At 72.8% G+C, this 16,958-nt stretch carries 12 protein-coding genes; 8 read left to right on the plus strand and 4 right to left on the minus strand.

All coding sequences use genetic code 11. The features are described from left to right. The first annotated feature begins 55 nt into the window (after positions 1 to 55). The 4 genes from IE264_RS16710 to IE264_RS16725 all read left to right on the plus strand — a co-directional run bounded on the left by IE264_RS16710 (position 56) and on the right by IE264_RS16725 (position 6,037). Positions 56 to 2,623 (plus strand): hypothetical protein, encoded by a 2,568-nt coding sequence (locus tag IE264_RS16710; RefSeq protein ID WP_032754446.1) that lies wholly within the window; start codon positions 56 to 58, stop codon positions 2,621 to 2,623. Between the two features lie 33 nt (positions 2,624 to 2,656). Then, entirely contained in the window at positions 2,657 to 3,082 is a 426-nt protein-coding gene (locus tag IE264_RS16715; protein WP_015606716.1) for a helix-turn-helix transcriptional regulator, read from the plus strand. 5 nt (positions 3,083 to 3,087) lie between these two features. Beyond that, entirely contained in the window at positions 3,088 to 3,504 is a 417-nt protein-coding gene (locus IE264_RS16720; protein WP_031126608.1) for a VOC family protein, read from the plus strand. Positions 3,505 to 3,643: 139 nt separating this feature from the next. Continuing rightward, the gene (locus tag IE264_RS16725; protein ID WP_032754448.1) at positions 3,644 to 6,037 is read left to right on the plus strand and encodes an ATP-binding cassette domain-containing protein; all 2,394 of its coding nucleotides are present in this window, start codon (positions 3,644 to 3,646) and stop codon (positions 6,035 to 6,037) included. Positions 6,038 to 6,181: 144 nt separating this feature from the next. Here the strand turns inward: IE264_RS16725 and IE264_RS16730 are convergent, their stop codons facing one another. After that, positions 6,182 to 6,859, minus strand: a complete 678-nt coding sequence (locus IE264_RS16730) for a TetR/AcrR family transcriptional regulator (protein WP_032754449.1) — start codon at positions 6,857 to 6,859, stop codon at positions 6,182 to 6,184. Between the two features lie 119 nt (positions 6,860 to 6,978). Between IE264_RS16730 and IE264_RS16735 the strand changes: the two genes are divergently transcribed. Further along, positions 6,979 to 7,905: an SDR family oxidoreductase gene (locus IE264_RS16735; RefSeq protein WP_032754451.1), complete on the plus strand. Its 927-nt coding sequence runs from the start codon at positions 6,979 to 6,981 to the stop codon at positions 7,903 to 7,905. 22 nt (positions 7,906 to 7,927) lie between these two features. Here the strand turns inward: IE264_RS16735 and IE264_RS16740 are convergent, their stop codons facing one another. After that, complete coding sequence (locus IE264_RS16740) at positions 7,928 to 8,362, minus strand: hypothetical protein (RefSeq protein WP_015606711.1); 435 nt, start codon at positions 8,360 to 8,362, stop codon at positions 7,928 to 7,930. 203 nt (positions 8,363 to 8,565) lie between these two features. Between IE264_RS16740 and IE264_RS16745 the strand changes: the two genes are divergently transcribed. From IE264_RS16745 to IE264_RS16755, 3 genes are all read left to right on the plus strand, one after another. Then, positions 8,566 to 9,453: an oxygenase MpaB family protein gene (locus tag IE264_RS16745; RefSeq protein WP_032754454.1), complete on the plus strand. Its 888-nt coding sequence runs from the start codon at positions 8,566 to 8,568 to the stop codon at positions 9,451 to 9,453. Between the two features lie 31 nt (positions 9,454 to 9,484). After that, positions 9,485 to 11,854 (plus strand): serine/threonine-protein kinase, encoded by a 2,370-nt coding sequence (locus tag IE264_RS16750; RefSeq protein WP_032754457.1) that lies wholly within the window; start codon positions 9,485 to 9,487, stop codon positions 11,852 to 11,854. Positions 11,855 to 11,929: 75 nt separating this feature from the next. Continuing rightward, positions 11,930 to 13,522 (plus strand): phytoene desaturase family protein, encoded by a 1,593-nt coding sequence (locus IE264_RS16755; protein WP_032754459.1) that lies wholly within the window; start codon positions 11,930 to 11,932, stop codon positions 13,520 to 13,522. 3 nt (positions 13,523 to 13,525) lie between these two features. Here the strand turns inward: IE264_RS16755 and IE264_RS16760 are convergent, their stop codons facing one another. Together IE264_RS16760 and IE264_RS16765 are read right to left on the minus strand one after the other, a co-directional pair. Continuing rightward, the gene (locus IE264_RS16760) at positions 13,526 to 14,692 is read right to left on the minus strand and encodes an SGNH/GDSL hydrolase family protein (RefSeq protein ID WP_032754461.1); all 1,167 of its coding nucleotides are present in this window, start codon (positions 14,690 to 14,692) and stop codon (positions 13,526 to 13,528) included. A gap of 233 nt (positions 14,693 to 14,925) precedes the next feature. Next, positions 14,926 to 16,827 (minus strand): serine hydrolase domain-containing protein, encoded by a 1,902-nt coding sequence (locus IE264_RS16765; RefSeq protein ID WP_051821697.1) that lies wholly within the window; start codon positions 16,825 to 16,827, stop codon positions 14,926 to 14,928. Positions 16,828 to 16,958: the final 131 nt, after the last annotated feature.

The following is a 16,958-nucleotide window of genomic DNA, read 5'->3' on the forward strand; positions in this document are numbered from 1 at the left end:
CTCTCGTTCCGAGCACCAGTCCCCTGCGGATGCGGCCTCGCTACGAGCGCCTCATGTGACGCGTTCGGCCGCGCTGACACTCGCCGTCCTCGCCGCCCTGGTCGCCGTGGTCCGCGCTGTCGGCGGCCAAGGGGAACCCTGGCAGGCGGAGGGTTGGACAACCGTCTTCGAGGGCCCCGCCGAGTGGTTCATGCAGTTCATCGAGGGCGCTTCTCGCCTGGTGAAGGGGGGCAGCGACGGCGCCTCGTTCAGCGCGAGGCTCGGTTGTCTGCTGCTTCTCATCCTCCTGTTCGTGGCGCTCCGGCGCTGGATGCTCATGTACTACGCCCACAAGCCGGGGGCCGTGGACGTGAAGAAGCTCGTCTCCTCCGCCCCGGGGATGGAGCAGCAACTGGAGGGGCTGAGCGCGCAGTTGCGCAAGCAGCTGTCGGAGACGAACCTCTACCCCCCGACCGCGCTGCCCGCGGAGGCACCGGCCGACAACTTCCTCGATCTGCTCGGGGACGTCGACCTCGAACCCAAGAAGCTGGGCACCAGCCTGCTCCGCCTCTTCAGCCGCCTGCGACCGAAGATCGCCTACACGGTTCGCGGAGTCCTCCGGCTCCGGGAGCAGGAGCCCGGTTTCGGCATCACCGTCACCGTCACCTCCTACGCGATCCGGGGCAGCCGCACGGAATCGATCTGGAGTCGGTCATGGGAGGACGCGATACAGGAGGCGGGATACTGGGTGATGGCAACGCTGGTGCCGGTCACCCGGGCCGGCCGGCGTCCCCCTTGGCAGGAGTGGTGCGGCCGGGACCTGCCGCCCGAGCTGTTCGCCGCCTGCCAGCAGGCCCGGGAGCTCAGCGGGCAGCGGAAGTTCGACGACGCGCTGGAGAGCTACTACGAGGCGTTGCGGTTCGACCCGACCAACCTCTACCTCCGCACGCAGATCGCCGGGATACAGGAGCAGCTCTGGCTCCACCTCGACGCCCTGGAGACCTACTACGGAGCCCTCCGCCTGGACGGCCGGAACAGCGCGCAGCGCAACGCGCGGACAGGGATGCGCTCCTGGGACCCGCGCCGGACCCTGCGTCATCGCTACGGCTGGTGGCGGGGCGGTGTCCTGGAAGCGCGCTTCCGCTACGCCGTCGTCCTCGGGGTGGCGGAGCGGACCGCCGATCAGTGGTGCAAGGGCGACGATCCGCCGTGCCCGCGGCGGACGCACGCCCGGAAGCAGATCCGGCAGGCCCTCGCCCCCGCCCTCGCCGCACGGCACTGGCGTGCCTTCACGGGGCTCAAGCCGCCCGGCCGGGCCGAGCCCTTCGGGCCGGACCAGGAAGGACCCGTCAGGGAGTGGCTGGAGACGGAACTCGGAGAGCGGCGACGGCGGTATCCGACCGTCCGTGAGATCTTTCAGCTCGCCTGCAAGGAGGAGATGCAGCAACTCGCCGCGGACTATCCCCGCATGATCCGCCTCCGGCACCCGTTCGTCCGGGCTCACGGAACACTCACCCGGACCTCCCTGCGGCTCAACCGGGATGTATGGGCGCCCCTGCGGCTGGCCTGGGCCCACGAGGACGCGGGGAGCGACCGCATGGAGCTTCTGGAGAACCCCCTGTCCTGGCCCTCCTCCGCGGACACGCTCGCGCGCGGGATCAGGAGCGCCAGGGGCGGCCTCCGCGGGGTGCACCGATGGCTGTCCCCGGGCTGGCGCCTGTGGCAGGACAACTACAACGCCGCGTGTGTGTACGCGGTGGCGATGAACGGAACCCGGGGGCAGTCGGGAAGCCAGGAACGCCGAGCCCTCGCCGACCTGGCAGTGGACGAACTCGAGGGCGTGGGGCACGCCGATGTGAGCGGCTTCCATCCGGTCACCCGGTCGTGGCTGCTCATCGAGGACCCGGACATGGAGAAACTGCGCCAGGAGAGCCGCTTCATCCGTTTCGAACGGGAGACCTACCCGCACGCCGCGCCGGACCGTCATCGGCCCGAACGCCCTCTGAGGCCGGAGATGAAGGCCTACGGCAGGCAGCTGCTGAGCGGATGCGCGGCGGTCATGGAACACACCTGGCGCCTGCGTCGCGGGCAGCTTCCCGCCGAGCCGTACGTGCTGAGCGAGTGGTTCGTCGGCGAGGCCGAGCTCTGGCGGTGCGTCGAACGCATCGCCTCGAACCAGGGACGCAACTGGCGCGACCGCGAGCGACTCCTGCAACGCGTCAGGGAGGTCGCCGACAGGAGGCTGCTGGTCAGGTGCGGGCTTCCGTCGAGGCTGCCCGAGATGGACGACCTGCTGGACGAAGCGGCCTGGGACACGGTCGACGGCGTGCAGGAGAGGATCAGAAGTTTCGAGGAGACTTTCGAGAAGCGCCTCTCGGCGTTGAGCCTTGCCGTGGCGGTGGGCGCGAACGGCTCGGCCAACCGCCTCTCCCCGATCCGCCTGAGCACCCAGTGGCTGGCCGCCGTGCGGCAGAACGGCGCTTCTGCGGCCGTCGTCAAGCAGGCCGCTGCCCAGCAGGCATGCTCGGACTACGAGACCGCCTGGCGGGCCGTACGCGATCTTCTCGACCCCGATCAGAGCGCCACGGCACTCTCCGACGCACTCCAGCGCTTCCACGTGCCACAGGGCATGTACTCGCTCTGAGACCGGAACGGGTACGCATGGGAGAATGACCCCGTGACGCTGGAGGACCTCGTCCGGCTGCGCCGGGCCCGTGACCGGATGGACCGCGACTACGCGGAGCCGCTGGACGTTCCGGCGCTGGCGCGCGGCGCTCTCATGTCGCCCGGCCACTTCTCCCGCAGCTTCCGTGCCGCGTACGGCGAGACACCGTACAGCTACCTCATGACCCGCCGCATCGAACGGGCCAAGGCGTTGCTGCGCCGCGGGGACCTGTCGGTGACGGAGGTCTGCTTCGCGGTCGGGTGTACGTCGCTGGGGTCGTTCAGCTCCCGCTTCACCGAGCTGGTCGGCGAGAGCCCCAGCGCCTACCGGGCGCGACCGCACGAGGAGGGCGCCGCCATCCCGGCCTGTGTCGCCAAGATCCACACGCGACCGGTCAGGAATGGAGAAGCAAAAGGGGCACCCCCGCCCGTAGCGTGAAGCACATGGAAATCAAGCTCGCACAGACCTTCATCGCCGTCGACGACCACGACAAGGCGCTCACCTTCTACCGGGACGTTCTCGGCCTGGAGGTACGCAACGACGTCGGGTTCGAGGGGATGCGCTGGGTGACGGTCGGCTCCCCGGCGCAGCCGGACGTGGAGATCGTCCTCGAACCGCCGCTCGCCGACCCGAACGCCCCGGCCGCCGACCGGCAGGCCATGGCCGAGCTGCTGGCCAAGGGCCTGCTGCGCGGCGTGATCTTCTCCACCGACGACGTCGACGCGACCTTCGAGCGCATCCGCGCCGCGGGCGGCGAGGTGCTCCAGGAGCCGATCGACCAGCCGTACGGCGTCCGTGACTGCGCCTTCCGCGACCCGGCCGGCAACATGCTGCGCTTCAACCAGCCGCGTAAGCACTGACCTCGCCGAAGGACCGGTTCCGCTGCCGGGCGGGACCGGGGCCACGAGAATGAGACCTGCTGTCCGAAGCCGGCGAGACCGAGCCGGGGCCGCCGCGGACGTGCGTGAGCGGCGGCCCCGCGCAACAGATGGAGAGACGATGAGCAAGGCCGAGAGAACCGGATCGCGGACGCCTGCGCCGCCGATCGCCGACAGCCACGAAGTCATCCGAGTGCACGGGGCGCGCGAGAACAACCTCAAGGATGTCGACATCGAGATCCCGAAGCGCCGGCTGACGGTGTTCACCGGGGTCTCCGGCTCGGGCAAGAGTTCTCTGGTGTTCAACACGATCGCCGCGGAGTCGCAGCGGCTGATCAACGAGACCTACAGCGCCTTCGTGCAGGGCTTCATGCCGACGCAGGCCCGGCCCGAGGTCGACGTACTCGAAGGGCTGACGACGGCGATCATCGTCGACCAGCAGCGGCTGGGCGCCGACCCCCGCTCCACGGTCGGCACCGCCACCGACGCCAACGCCATGCTGCGCATCCTCTTCAGCCGGCTCGGCAAGCCCCACATCGGCTCTCCGAACGCCTTCTCCTTCAACGTCGCCTCCATCAAGGCCAGCGGCGCGATCACCGTCGAGCGGGGCGCCGGGACGAAGACGGAGAAGCAGACCTACACCCGTACCGGCGGCATGTGCGTCCGCTGCGAAGGCCGGGGCACGGTCTCCGACATCGACCTCACCCAGCTGTACGACGACACCAAGTCGATCGCCGAGGGCGCGTTCACCATCCCCGGCTGGAAGTCGGACAGCTGGTGGACGGTACGGACCTACGCCGAGTCGGGCTTCCTCGACCCGGACAAGCCGATCCGCAAGTACACCAAGAAGGAGATGCAGGACTTCCTCTACCGGGAACCGACCAAGGTGAAGGTCGAGGGCGTCAACCTCACCTTCGAGGGGCTGATCCCCAAGATCCAGAAGTCGTTCCTCTCCAAGGACAAGGAGGCGATGCAGCCGCACATCCGCGCCTTCGTGGAGCGCGCGGTCACCTTCACCACCTGTCCCGAGTGCGAGGGCACCCGCCTCAGCGAGGGCGCCCGGTCCTCGAAGATCAAGAAGATCTCCATCGCCGACGCCTGCGCCATGCAGATCAGCGACCTGGCCGACTGGGTCCGCGAGCTGGACGAGCCCTCGGTGGCGCCCCTGCTCGGCGCACTGCTGGGCACCCTCGAATCGTTCGTGGAGATCGGCCTCGGCTACCTCTCCCTCGACCGGCCCTCGGGCACGCTGTCGGGCGGTGAGGCGCAGCGCGTCAAGATGATCCGCCACCTCGGGTCCAGCCTGACGGATGTGACGTACGTCTTCGACGAGCCCACCATCGGACTGCACCCGCACGACATCCAGCGGATGAACGACCTGCTCCTGCGGCTGCGGGACAAGGGCAACACCGTGCTCGTCGTCGAGCACAAGCCGGAGGCGATCGCCATCGCCGACCATGTCGTCGACCTCGGCCCCGGCGCCGGAAGCGCGGGCGGCACCGTCTGCTTCGAGGGCACGGTGGAAGGGCTGCGGGCCGGCGGCACCCTCACCGGCCGTCACCTGGATGACCGGGCCGTCCTGAAGGAGAAGGTCCGTACGCCCTCCGGCGCGCTGGAGATCCGCGGCGCGTCCGCGCACAACCTGAGGGACGTCGACGTCGACATCCCGCTCGGGGTGCTCTGTGTGGTCACCGGGGTCGCCGGCTCCGGCAAGAGCTCGCTCATCCACGGGTCGATCCCGGCGGGTGAGGACGTGGTCTCGATCGACCAGACCGCGATCCGCGGTTCGCGGCGCAGCAACCCGGCGACGTACACCGGGCTGCTCGAACCGATCCGCAAGGCGTTCGCCAAGGTCAACGGTGTGAAGCCGGCCCTGTTCAGCGCCAACTCCGAGGGCGCCTGCCCCACCTGCAAGGGCGCCGGTGTCATCTACACCGACCTGGCGATGATGGCGGGCATCGCCACCGTCTGCGAGGAGTGCGAGGGCAAGCGGTTCGAGGCCTCGGTGCTCGACCACCACCTCGGCGGCCGAGACATCAGCGAGGTGCTCGCGATGTCGGTGGACGAGGCCGAGAAGTTCTTCGCCGAGGGGGAGGCCCGCGTCCCCGCCGCGCACAGGATCCTCACCCGCCTCTCCGACGTCGGGCTCGGCTACCTCAGCCTCGGCCAGCCGCTCACCACGCTCTCCGGCGGCGAGCGGCAGCGGCTGAAGCTGGCCACCCACATGGGCGAGAAGGGCGGGGTGTACGTCCTCGACGAGCCGACCACCGGTCTGCACCTGGCCGACGTGCAGCAACTCCTCGGGCTGCTCGACCGGCTCGTCGAGTCCGGAAAGTCGGTGATCGTCATCGAGCACCACCAGGCGGTCATGGCGCACGCCGACTGGATCATCGACCTCGGCCCCGGCGCAGGTCACGACGGCGGCCGGATCGTCTTCGAGGGCACCCCGGCCGACCTGGTCGCCGACCGCACCACCCTCACGGGCGAGCACCTCGCGGCGTACGTCGGGGGCTGACGCGGGGGAGCAGCGTACGGGGCCGGGGGAGAGGTCTTCCCCCGGCCCCGGCTTCGTCGTGCTGCTGTCCGGTGTGCCCGCCCGAGGACCAGCCGCGCAGCCCCCGGCCCCGGTGCGTCGTCGGCGAGCCCTCGGCAGCCCGGGTCACCCCCGCGCCAGTGCCCCCGCCAGCAGCACCTGCAGCATCTCGCGCAGGGTGGCGGTGAAGTCCAGCCGCAGGGCCGCCAGTTGCGGGTCGGCCTCATAGGCGGCGAGCATTGCCGCCGACGGCTGCGCATGGGTCCAGATCGCCCCCGTCACCAGCAGGGTTCCAGCAGCCACACGACCCGCCCGGTGGGCGTCCAGCTCGGGTACGCGCTCCCCGATGAGGCGCCCCAGCTCCATCACGTTCGCGATGGCCGCGCGCTTGTACTCGGCCGCCACCTCCGCCGACACGTTCCGCTCCAGCACCGCGGCCTGGGCGCTGATCAGATCGCAGAGCACCGGCCGGGCGGCGAGGGAGTCGGCCAGTACGGCGGCGACCCGGTCGGCCCGTTCGGCGACCGGTGCCGCGTCGTCCACCGCCGCCGCGAACTCCTCCGCCAGGCCCGCCAGCCACTCGCGCTGCGCGCTGCCCAGCAGCTCCAGCAGGACGGCCTCGCGCGATTCGAAGTAGCGCAGCACGTTCGACTTCGCCAGCCCCACGCGGCGGCTCAGTTCGTTCAGGCTCACCTGTGCCACGGGCAGCTCGGTGAGCATCGCCGCCGCGGTGTCGAGGATCGCCTGTCGGCGTACGGCGCGCTGCTCCTCGCTGCGGGCGCGACGGAAAGGCGTCTCTGTCATGACACCACCCTACAGACCCTCGGTCTGTTGTTATCGGACCGGTGGTCTGCTAGCTTCGGAGGAGCAACAGACCGCCGGTCCTTTACGGGGGGTCCGGCCCGCCACCGAAGGAGCCCGCCATGTACGCCGTGCCCGACCTGACCGGAAAACTCGCCGTCGTCACCGGCGCCAACAGCGGCACCGGCAAGGAAGCCGCCCGCCGCCTCGCCGAGGCCGGTGCCCAGGTCGTCCTGGCCGTCCGCACCCCCGCCAAGGGCGAGCAGGCCCGCACCGAGATCCTGGCCGAGCACCCCGGGGCCCGGATCGAGGTCCGCCGCATCGACCTCGCGGACCTGGCCTCCGTCGAGGCGTTTGCGGACGGGCTCATCGCCGACGGCACCCCGCTCGACCTGCTGCTCAACAACGCGGGCGTGATGGCCCCGCCCGCCCGGATGACCACCACCGACGGCTTCGAGCTCCAGTTCGGCAGCAACTTCCTCGGGCCGTTCGCCCTCACCGTCCGTCTGCTCCCGCTGCTCCTGGCCGCCCCCGCACCCCGGGTCGCCACGATGAGCAGCGGAACCGCCACCTACGGCCGGATCCACTTCGACGACCTCCAGTGGGAGCGCCGCCGCTACAGCCCCAACCTGAGCTACGCGCAGTCCAAGCTCGCCGACCTCATGCTGACCCGGCAGCTGGCCGACATCGCCGCCGAGCGCGGCTGGAACCTGCTGAGCACCGGCGCCCACCCCGGCTACACCCGCACCAACCTGCAGACGGCGGGCGCGAGCCTGGGGCGGGACAAGCCCAAGCGCTCCCTGCTCAACTCGTTCACCGTGCTGCCCTCGCAACTCCCCGAGCAGGGCGCGGAACCGCTGCTGTACGCGGCGGCCGACCCCGGGGCCGTCCCCGGCGGCTACTACGGCCCCGGCGGCCGCTTCGGGCTCGTCGGCCCGACCGCCCCGGCGCGCATCACCCGCCGGGCTCTCGACCCCGCCGCCAACGCCCGGCTCTGGGCCACCGCCGAACAGCTGACGGGGGTCTCCCTGCCCGCCGCGGTGTCCTGATCACCGGCCCCGCATGCCCCCATCAGGACGGCCGGTCGCGGTCCAGCCACGACGGGACCTCGGGAACATCCGCGTCCCACGCCCGCGGCGGCTCCGGCGGTACCACCGGGCGGCGCCGCACCGGCGGAGGCGGCTGCACCGGTTCCGGTTCCGGGAGGGCCGGCGGCTCGGGCTCCGGCGCGGCGCTGTCGTAGAGCTGCTCGATCACCGTGAACCTGCAGTGGAAGCTCTGCCAGGCCCCGTCCAGGACCAGCACGAACCCGTCGCTCTCCCGGTAGAGCCTCCGGCGCTTCGGGCTCGTCGGATGCACCGGCCGGTACGTCTCGGCCCGCTGCCGCAGGACCTCCAGGGCCTCCTCGCGCGTGCCGTCCACATGCTCCATGACGCCGGCCGACCAGACCCGGCGCTGCCCGCCGAACCCGAGGTTCTGCTCCACGAGCAGTCCCCATCTGGGCATGATCCCCCCACTTGTCGCTCGTCACCCGAGGCGCTGTCCCGCCCGCGCCCCTGCCCGGCAGGAGCCCGGCGCCGTACCATTGTTCCTGATCTTGTTACGCGTCCTGGCACCGCCCGAGTGCACCGCCCCGGAATTGCACGCCCCCGAGTACACCGCCCGAGTGCACCGCCCCGAGTACACCGCCGAGCCGGAGGTACACGCGGATGAACGACGCCGACCCCGGCCTCTTCGGCCCCCGATCGGTCACCTGGCAGATGCACGGCGACCCGATGATGTGGATCGCGGGCATCCGCGCCCTCTACCTCCAGGCCCTGCACCCGCGCGCCGTGCGCGGCGTGACGCAGAACTCCGACTTCCGCCGCGACGCCTGGGGCCGGCTCCTGCGCACCGCCTCCTTCGTCGGCACCATCACCTACGGCACCACCGCCGCCGCCGAACAGGCGGGCGCCCGGGTCCGGAAGATCCACCGCACCCTCAAGGCCACCGACCCGGCGACCGGGGAGACGTACGGCATCGACGAACCGGCGCTCCTCCTCTGGGTGCACTGCGCCGAGGTCGACTCCTACCTCCAGGTCCAGCGCCGCTCCGGTTTCCCCCTCACCGACGCCCAGGCCGACCGTTACGTCGACGAACACCGCGCCGGAGCCCGTCTCGTCGGCCTCGACCCGGCGCAGGTGCCCGCCACGGCCGCCGCGCTCGCCGCCTACTTCGAGCGGGTGCGCCCCGAACTCGCCCTGGGGCCCGAGGCGGCCGACGTCGACGACTTCCTCCGCAACCCGCCCGTCCACCCCCTGCTCCGCCCGGCGCGCGCCCTCGTCTGGCGGCGCGTGGCAGCACTCGCCTACCAGTCACTGCCCCCGTACGCCCACGCGTTGTACGGCAGACCCGCACCGCCACCGGCCACCGTCGACCGGCGGCTGCGCGCCACCGGGGCCGTACTGCGCGCGATCCCGGACCGGCTGCGCTGGCAGCTGCCACCCGGGCACATTCTCAAGGCCATGGCCCGCCTCGGCCCCGGCAGCCGCCCCGCCGCGTACCGGCTCCGCCGGGAGGCCGCCATACTGGACGGGCCGGGGAGGGCGCAGCGGTAGCAGCGGGGACGACGGGGGCGGGAAGCGGCAGATGGCGGACACCAGGCTGATCCAGAGCCGGTACCGGCTGCTCGATCTGATCGGGCGCGGCGGCATGGGCGAGGTGTGGCGGGCCCGCGACGAGTCGCTGGGCCGCCTGGTCGCCGTCAAATGCCTCAAGCCCATGGGCCCCCAGCACGACCGGGCGTTCACCCGCGTCCTGCGCGAACGCTTCCGCCGCGAGGCCCGGGTCGCCGCCTCCCTCCAGCACCGGGGCATCACCGTCGTCCACGACTTCGGCGAGCACGAGGGCGTCCTCTACCTCGTCATGGAGCTGCTGGACGGGCACAACCTCAGCCAGCTGCTTGAGGGGAACCAGCAGCGTCCGCTCCCCGTCGAACAGGTCGTCGACATCGCCGAGCAGGTCGCCGACGCGCTCGGCTACACCCATCGGCAGGGCATCGTCCACCGGGATCTGAAGCCCGCCAACATCATGCGGCTCACCGACGGCACGGTGAAGATCTGTGACTTCGGCATAGCGCGCCTCGGCCACGACATCGGCGTCACCTCCCGCCTCACCACCACCGGCATCGCCATGGGCACCCCGCACTACATGTCGCCCGAGCAGATCGGCGGGAAGGAGGTCGACCACCGCAGCGACCTCTACTCGCTGGGCTGTGTGCTGTACGAGATCGCCACCGGCGTACCGCCGTTCGACCTGGACGACGCCTGGGCCGTACTCGTGGGACACCGCGACACCCAGCCCGAACCGCTGCGCACCCACCGCGCCGAACTCCCCGGCTTCTTCGACCGGGTCGTCCTGGACCTGCTGGCCAAGGCCCCCGACGAGCGGCCCGCCGACGCGGGCGATCTGCGCCGCCGCATCGTCCTCGGCCGCACCGGCGAGCAGCCGGTGACCGGCCTCGCGTACCCGTCGGCGGCCCTGACCGGCGGGCACCTCGCCCCTCCGCCCGCCGTCCTGCGCCCAACCCCTGAACGCCCGGCCCCTGAACGCCCAACCCCTGAACGCCAGGAGCCCGACCGCCGGGACCGCGAACGCCCGGCCCCCGACCGCCCGGACCCCGAACTGCCCGCCTGGGCAGGGAACATGACCACCGGGCACAAGGCGACCGGCTCCCTGAACCGGGGGATCCACCTCCCCGACCCCGCCGCAGGACTGACCGGCCGGTGGACCACCGCGACGAGCACCGCCACCGCCCCGCAGACCGGCGCCGACGGCTCCACCGGCCTCCCGCACGCCCGGCCCGCCGCCACGCCCGGCCTCCTCGCCGAGCTGGCCGGTCGCCACAGTTCGGGCATCGACCTGGGGCGGCTGGGCCGCTGGGAGGAAGCGGGCGACGTACACCGCGCGGTCGCCGCCCGGCGCGAGAGCGTCCTCGGCCCCGACCACCCCGACACCCTCGCCAGCCGCTACGAGGTCGGCTTCACCCTCAGCCGCACCGGCCGGGCCGCCGACGCGCTGCGCGAATTCGGCCAGGTCGCCGCGGGCCGCGAACGCACCCTGGGCCCCGACCACCCGCAGACACTCGCCGCTCGGCAGGAGACCGCCTACGTCCTCGGGCAGCTCGGCCGCCACTTCGAGGCGCACCAGGTGTACGCGGCGGTCCTCGCCGCCCGGGAACGTTCCATGGGCCCCGACCACCCGGACACCCTGCGCTGCCGCCACAACCTCGCGTTCAACCTCAGCCGGCTCGGGCGGCCCGAGGAGTCGTGGCAGCTGGCCCGCCAGGTCGCCGACGACCGGTCCCGGCTGCTCGGTGCGACCCACCCCGACACCCTCGCCACCCGGTACGAGGTCGCCTACACCCTGGGCCGGCTGGGGCGCTGGGCGGAAGCCCTGGAGACCTACCAGGACGTCGCCCGGGCCCGTGCCGCCACCCTCGGCGCCGACCACCCCGACACCCTCGCCGCCCGCTACGAGGCCGGCATCAGCCTCGGCCGGCTCGGCCGCAGCGCGGAGGCCCTGGAGCTGTACCGGGGCCTGGTCGCCGACCGTACGCGGGTGGGCGGCCCGTCCGACGCCGAGACCTTGCGCGCCCGCCACGGCCTGGGCGTCAACCTGGGGCGGATGGGCCACTGGGAGGAGGCGCTCATCGAGGCGCGCGAGGTGTGCGTGATCCGGGAGGGCACCCTCGGCCCCGACCACCCGGACACCGTGATCAGCCGCCGCGAGGTCGCGGTCGCCCTCGGCTGGCTCGGCCGGTGGCCCGACGCCCTCACCGCCTACCGGCAGGTCGCCGAGGCGCGCGGCCGGGTGCTGGGCCCCGACCACCCGGAGACCCTGGCCGCCCGCCACGACGAGGCGCACTGCCTGGACCGGCTCGGCCGCACCGAGGAGGCCGCCGGGCTGTACCGCACGCTCGCCGCCCACCGCGCTCAGAACGCGCTGCCGCCGCACTGACCACGGTCCCGGCCTGCGGTTACGGGCCCGGGGCCACCTCTGGCCGGGACGCGGCCCCGCATGTTACGAAGGTGCATGCCCGCACCCGAGCCGTCCGCAGCCCAGTCGCCCGCCCACCAGCCGCACGCCCCCACCCGGGGCCGCTACGACGCCGTGATCGTGGGCGGCGGCCACAACGGTCTGGTCGCCGCCGCCTACCTCGCCCGCGCCGGACAGTCCGTCCTCGTCCTGGAACGCCTGGACACCACCGGGGGAGCGGCGGTCTCGACCAGGCCCTTCGCCGGCGTCGACGCCCGCCTCTCGCGCTACTCCTATCTGGTCTCCCTGCTGCCGCGGAAGATCGTCCGCGATCTCGGGCTGGACTTCGCCGTCCGCAAGCGGACCGTCTCCTCCTACACCCCGGTCGTCCGCGAGGGGCGCCCCACCGGGCTGCTCGTCGGCGGCGACCGGACCCGGGAGTCCTTCGCCGCGCTGACCGGCGGAGAGGGGGAGTACGCGGCCTGGCAGCGCTTCTACGCCATGACGCAGCGGGTCGCCGAACGGGTCTTCCCGACCCTGACCGAGCCGCTCCCCGCCCGGGACGCGCTGCGGGCCCGGATCGACGACGCCGAGGCCTGGCGGACCCTGTTCGAGGAGCCCATCGGGGTGGCCGTCGAGCGGAACTTCACCGATGACCTGGTACGCGGCGTGGTGCTGACCGACGCCCTGATCGGCACCTTCGCCGACGCCCACGACACCTCGCTGCTCCAGAACCGGTGCTTCCTCTACCACGTGATCGGCGGCGGAACCGGTGACTGGGACGTCCCCATCGGCGGCATGGGCGCCCTCACCGACGCCCTCGCCCAGGCCGCCCGGTCGGCGGGCGCCGAGATCCGCGTACGGCACGAGGCGACCCGGATCGAGACCGACGGCACCCATGCCGAGGTCACCGTGCGCACACCGGACGGCGAACACGTCGTGGCCGCCCGCCGCGTGCTCGTCAACGCCTCCCCGCAGGCGCTCGCCACCCTCCTGGGTGACACCCCACCGCCGCCCGCCGAGGGCGCCCAGCTCAAGGTGAACATGCTGCTCACCCGGCTCCCTCGCCTCCGGGACCGGTCCGTCGACCCCCGGCAGGCCTTCGCCGGTACGTTCCACATCGCCGAGGGGTACGGGCAGCTGGCCGACGCCTACCGGGACGCGGCGGCCGGCCGGCTCCCCGCCGCCCCGCCGTCCGAGATCTACTGCCACTCGCTGACCGACCCCTCGATCCTCGGCCCCGACCTCGCCGCGCGCGGCTACCAGACCCTGACCCTCTTCGGCCTGCACACCCCGGCCCGGCTCTTCGCCGCCGACAACGACGCCACCCGCGCCGCCCTGCTCAAGGCCACCCTCGCCGAACTCGACGCCCACCTGGAGGAGCCGGTCACCGACTGCCTGGCCCTCGACGAGAACGGCGAACCCTGCATCGAGGCCAAGACCCCGCTCGACCTCGAACGCGATCTGCGCCTGCCCGGCGGCCACATCTTCCACCGCGACCTCTCCTTCCCGTACGAGAGCGACACCACCGGGCGGTGGGGCGTGGAGACCGCCCACGCCAACGTCCTGCTCTGCGGGGCGGGTGCGGTACGTGGCGGCGGGGTCAGCGGGGTGCCCGGCCACAACGCGGCGATGGCGGTTCTGGGTTAGCCATTACCGCAGGTACCGGCGTTCGACGGTGGCGGCGATGGCCGTGTGGCCCGCGGGCCCCGGGTGCAGCCCGTCGCCGCTGTCGTACGCGGGCAGCAGCCGGGAGGGACGGTCCGGGTCGCGCAGCGCCGCGTCGAAGTCGGCGACGGCATCGAAGATCCGCCCGGTGCGCACGGCCTCGTTGACCTGCCGGCGTACCGCGTCCTGCTCCGGTGTCCAGCGCGTCCACCCCTCGAAGGGCCCGATGGTGGCACCCACCACCCGCAGCCCGGCGGACCGGGCGCGCAGGGCGAGTTGGCGGTACGCGGCCACCATCCGCGACGGGTCGCGCTCGACCGGCACATGGTGCAGGTCATTGACGCCCAGGTGCACCAGGACCGTCCGCAGCCCCGGCAGCGACAGCACGTCCCGGTCGAAGCGGGCCTGCGCGCCCGGCCCGTTGCGGTCGCTGTCGAGCAGCAGCCGGTTGCCGCTGATGCCGAGGTTGGCGACGGCGGCCCCGGGCAGTCTGCGGGCCAGCTGGTCGGGCCAGCGGAGGTCCGCGTCGTCGGGCGTGCCGGTGCCCTCGGCGATGGAGTCGCCCAGCACGGCGAGGACCGGGCCGCGCGCCCCGGTCGTCTCGACCCCGGTGAGGAGGAGGACGGACCGGGTCCGGACCCCGTCGACCGTGTGCCAGGCATGGGTGTTGCGGTGGAAGGACAGCGGGCCGGTGGGGCCCGGCAGCCGCGTCTCGACGGTCAGCAGGGACCCGTCCTCCACCCGCAGCCCCTCCACCGGGTCGCTGGTCAGGGAGGCGCCCGCCGCCAGCCACTCCTGCGGCCGGCCGTCGAAGGTGACCGGGTGGCCGTCGGCGGTCACCGGACCCACCAGCACCGGCGCGGTCCCGAAGGCGTGCCCGTACCGCACTCTGACCTGCCCGCCCGCCGAGAGCCGCAGCCGCGCGGTGCAGAGCCCGCCGGTGAGACCGGCGGCCGCGACCGGGTCGGCCGCCGTGGGCGCGGTCTGCGCGGTGGCCCAGGAGGTGGCCCAGGGAGTGTCCGGGCGTGGGCGGTCCGGCGCGGTGTGCGGGGCCGCCGACGCGTCCGGGGCGGCGGTGAGGGCCGCCGTGATCCCGGCCGCCGCCGCGTACAGCAGACCTCGCCTCGCCGTTACGGGGACCCGGCCGGTCACCGGGAGAGCGCCGGGGCGGAGGGGGCGGTGCGCCGAACGCTGCTCATGGTGTGTGCCTCCTGGAATCGGCCACGGGGAACGGGCGGGCCGAGCGGCTCGCGTACGGCCCGTGCCATCCAACGGCCCCCGGATGAACCGGTGGTGACGTCGTCCCGCACCGGGCGCGACGCCATTGTGGAGGCAGCGTCCGGCGGGAGCCGGCCCACCACGCGCGGCGCCGCCCGCCCCGCCGCTCAGTCGGCCGACAGGACCCAGCCCGTCGCCCCGATCCGTCCCGCGTCCCGGGGCCTGGCGGAGTCGAAGACCGTGACCCCGCCGTCCCGCACCCGGAGGGAGTCCACGTACGCGCCACGCCCCACGTACAGCTGGTCCGTGGTGTACCGCCACCGCAGCTGGACGTTCCTGCCGCGCCAGGCCGACAGGTCCGCCTCCAGCCGGTGCCACACCCGCCCCGACCAGCCGGAGACCCAGCCCTCCGGGTGAGGTCGCGGGTCCGGGCGGTGGTGGCCCGAGTCGGCGCCCACGGTGGTGAAGGGCACCGGCTGCCACTCCTGGCCCGCCGACGCCTCCAGCACTAGCCGGTCGGAGCCGGGTTCGGTGTCCCACCACAGGGCGCACTCCAGCCGGGAGCGGTCGGACTTCAGGCGCAGGGCGGGCAGGGCCAGCGTGGCGCTCGACGCGCTCGCCATCCCGGAGAACCAGGCCGTACGGCCCCGCTCCGGCCGGACCGGGACGGCCCGGGCCAGCTGGTTGGCGGTCGCCACCCGGGGCGCGCTGCCCGAGCGCCAGCTCCGTACGGGATGGACGGAGTTGCCCAGCACGACGAGGAAGGTGTCGGTCGACGGGTCGAGCACCAGGCTGGTCCCGGTGAATCCGGTGTGGCCCGCCGTGCGCGGGGTGGCCATCGCGCCCATGTACCAGTGCTGGTAGAGCTCGAAGCCGAGGCCGTGCTCATCGCCCGGGAACGCGGTGTTGAAGTCCGTGAAGAGGAGGTCGACGGAGTCCTCGGAGAGGATGCGGGAGCGGCCGTAGACGCCCCCGTTGAGGAGGGTGCGGGCGAGGACCGCCAGGTCCCAGGCGCAGGAGAACACCCCGGCGTGGCCCGCCACCCCGTCGAAGCTGTAGGCGTTCTCGTCGTGCACCTCGCCCCGGACCAGGCCGCGTTCGAGTCCGGACCACGGCAGCCGGGCGTCCTCGGTGGCCGCGATCTTCGGTTTCCAGGAGGCCGGTGGGTTGTAGCGGGTGCGGTGCATCCCGAGCGGAGCAGTGATCTCGTCCCGGAGCAGGGCATCCAAGGTGCGACCGGTGATCCGTTCCAGGATCAGTTGCAGCGAGATCAGGTTGAGGTCGGAGTAGAGGTAGGCGCTGCCCGGGGTGGACGCCGGGACCTCGTTCCAGAGCATCCGGAGCTTCCCCTCCCGGGTCGGCTCCTTGTAGAGCGGGATCCAGGACCGGAAGCCGGAGGTGTGCGTGAGCAGCTGACGGACCGTGATGTCCTGCTTCCCGCCACCTGCGAAGTCCGGGAGGTACGAGGCCACGGCCGCCTCCAGCTCCAGCGCGCCGCGCTCGATCTGCTGGACCGCCAGGATCGAGGTGAACAGCTTGGAGATCGAGGCCAGGTCGAAGACGGTGTCCTCGGCCATCGCGATCTGCCGGTCCGCCGGGAGCTCCACCCCGGTGTCCGTCGTCTCGTCGTACGCCGAGTAGCGCACCGCCTTGCCGATCGCCCGGTGCAGCGCCACCGTCCCGCCCCGCCCGGCGAGCAGCACCGCGCCCGCGTACCAGGGGTGCTTGGGCGAGTCGGCGAGGTAGCCCTCCGCCTCCCGGACCAGCTGGTCCAGCGGCCCCTGGAGCAGCCCCGCGCGCACCGCACTGCCGCGCCGCAGCGTGGGCCGGTGCGTGGGCGGGTGGGCTCCTGATGCCATGCTCGCTCCCGTCTCCGCCGTCACCGGGCCCCTGCCCGGCCGGCCTTGTTCGGCGGCCCCGGCCAGGGGGATCGGCGCCAGGGCCAGTGCGCCGCCCAGCGCCAGTATCCCGCCGCCCAGCCTCCGGCGGCCGATGCCGCTCCCGGTGGCGTCGCCCTGAGTGGCCCCGCCCACTGCCGCGTCCTCGTTCTCCGCCGCGTACCCGGTCATCCGCAACTCCTTCCCGTGCCCGGAGCCGGCCCACCGGGACGGCCCCGCGTGAGCACCCCGGCGCGAAAGTAACTTCCGAAATATCGCCGAGCAGTGAAAGTTCCTGCCGCCGCCGAGGTTACTGTCGCCCC

Origin of the sequence: Streptomyces microflavus, from assembly GCF_014650075.1 — a bacterium.
Taxonomy (GTDB): domain Bacteria; phylum Actinomycetota; class Actinomycetes; order Streptomycetales; family Streptomycetaceae; genus Streptomyces; species Streptomyces microflavus.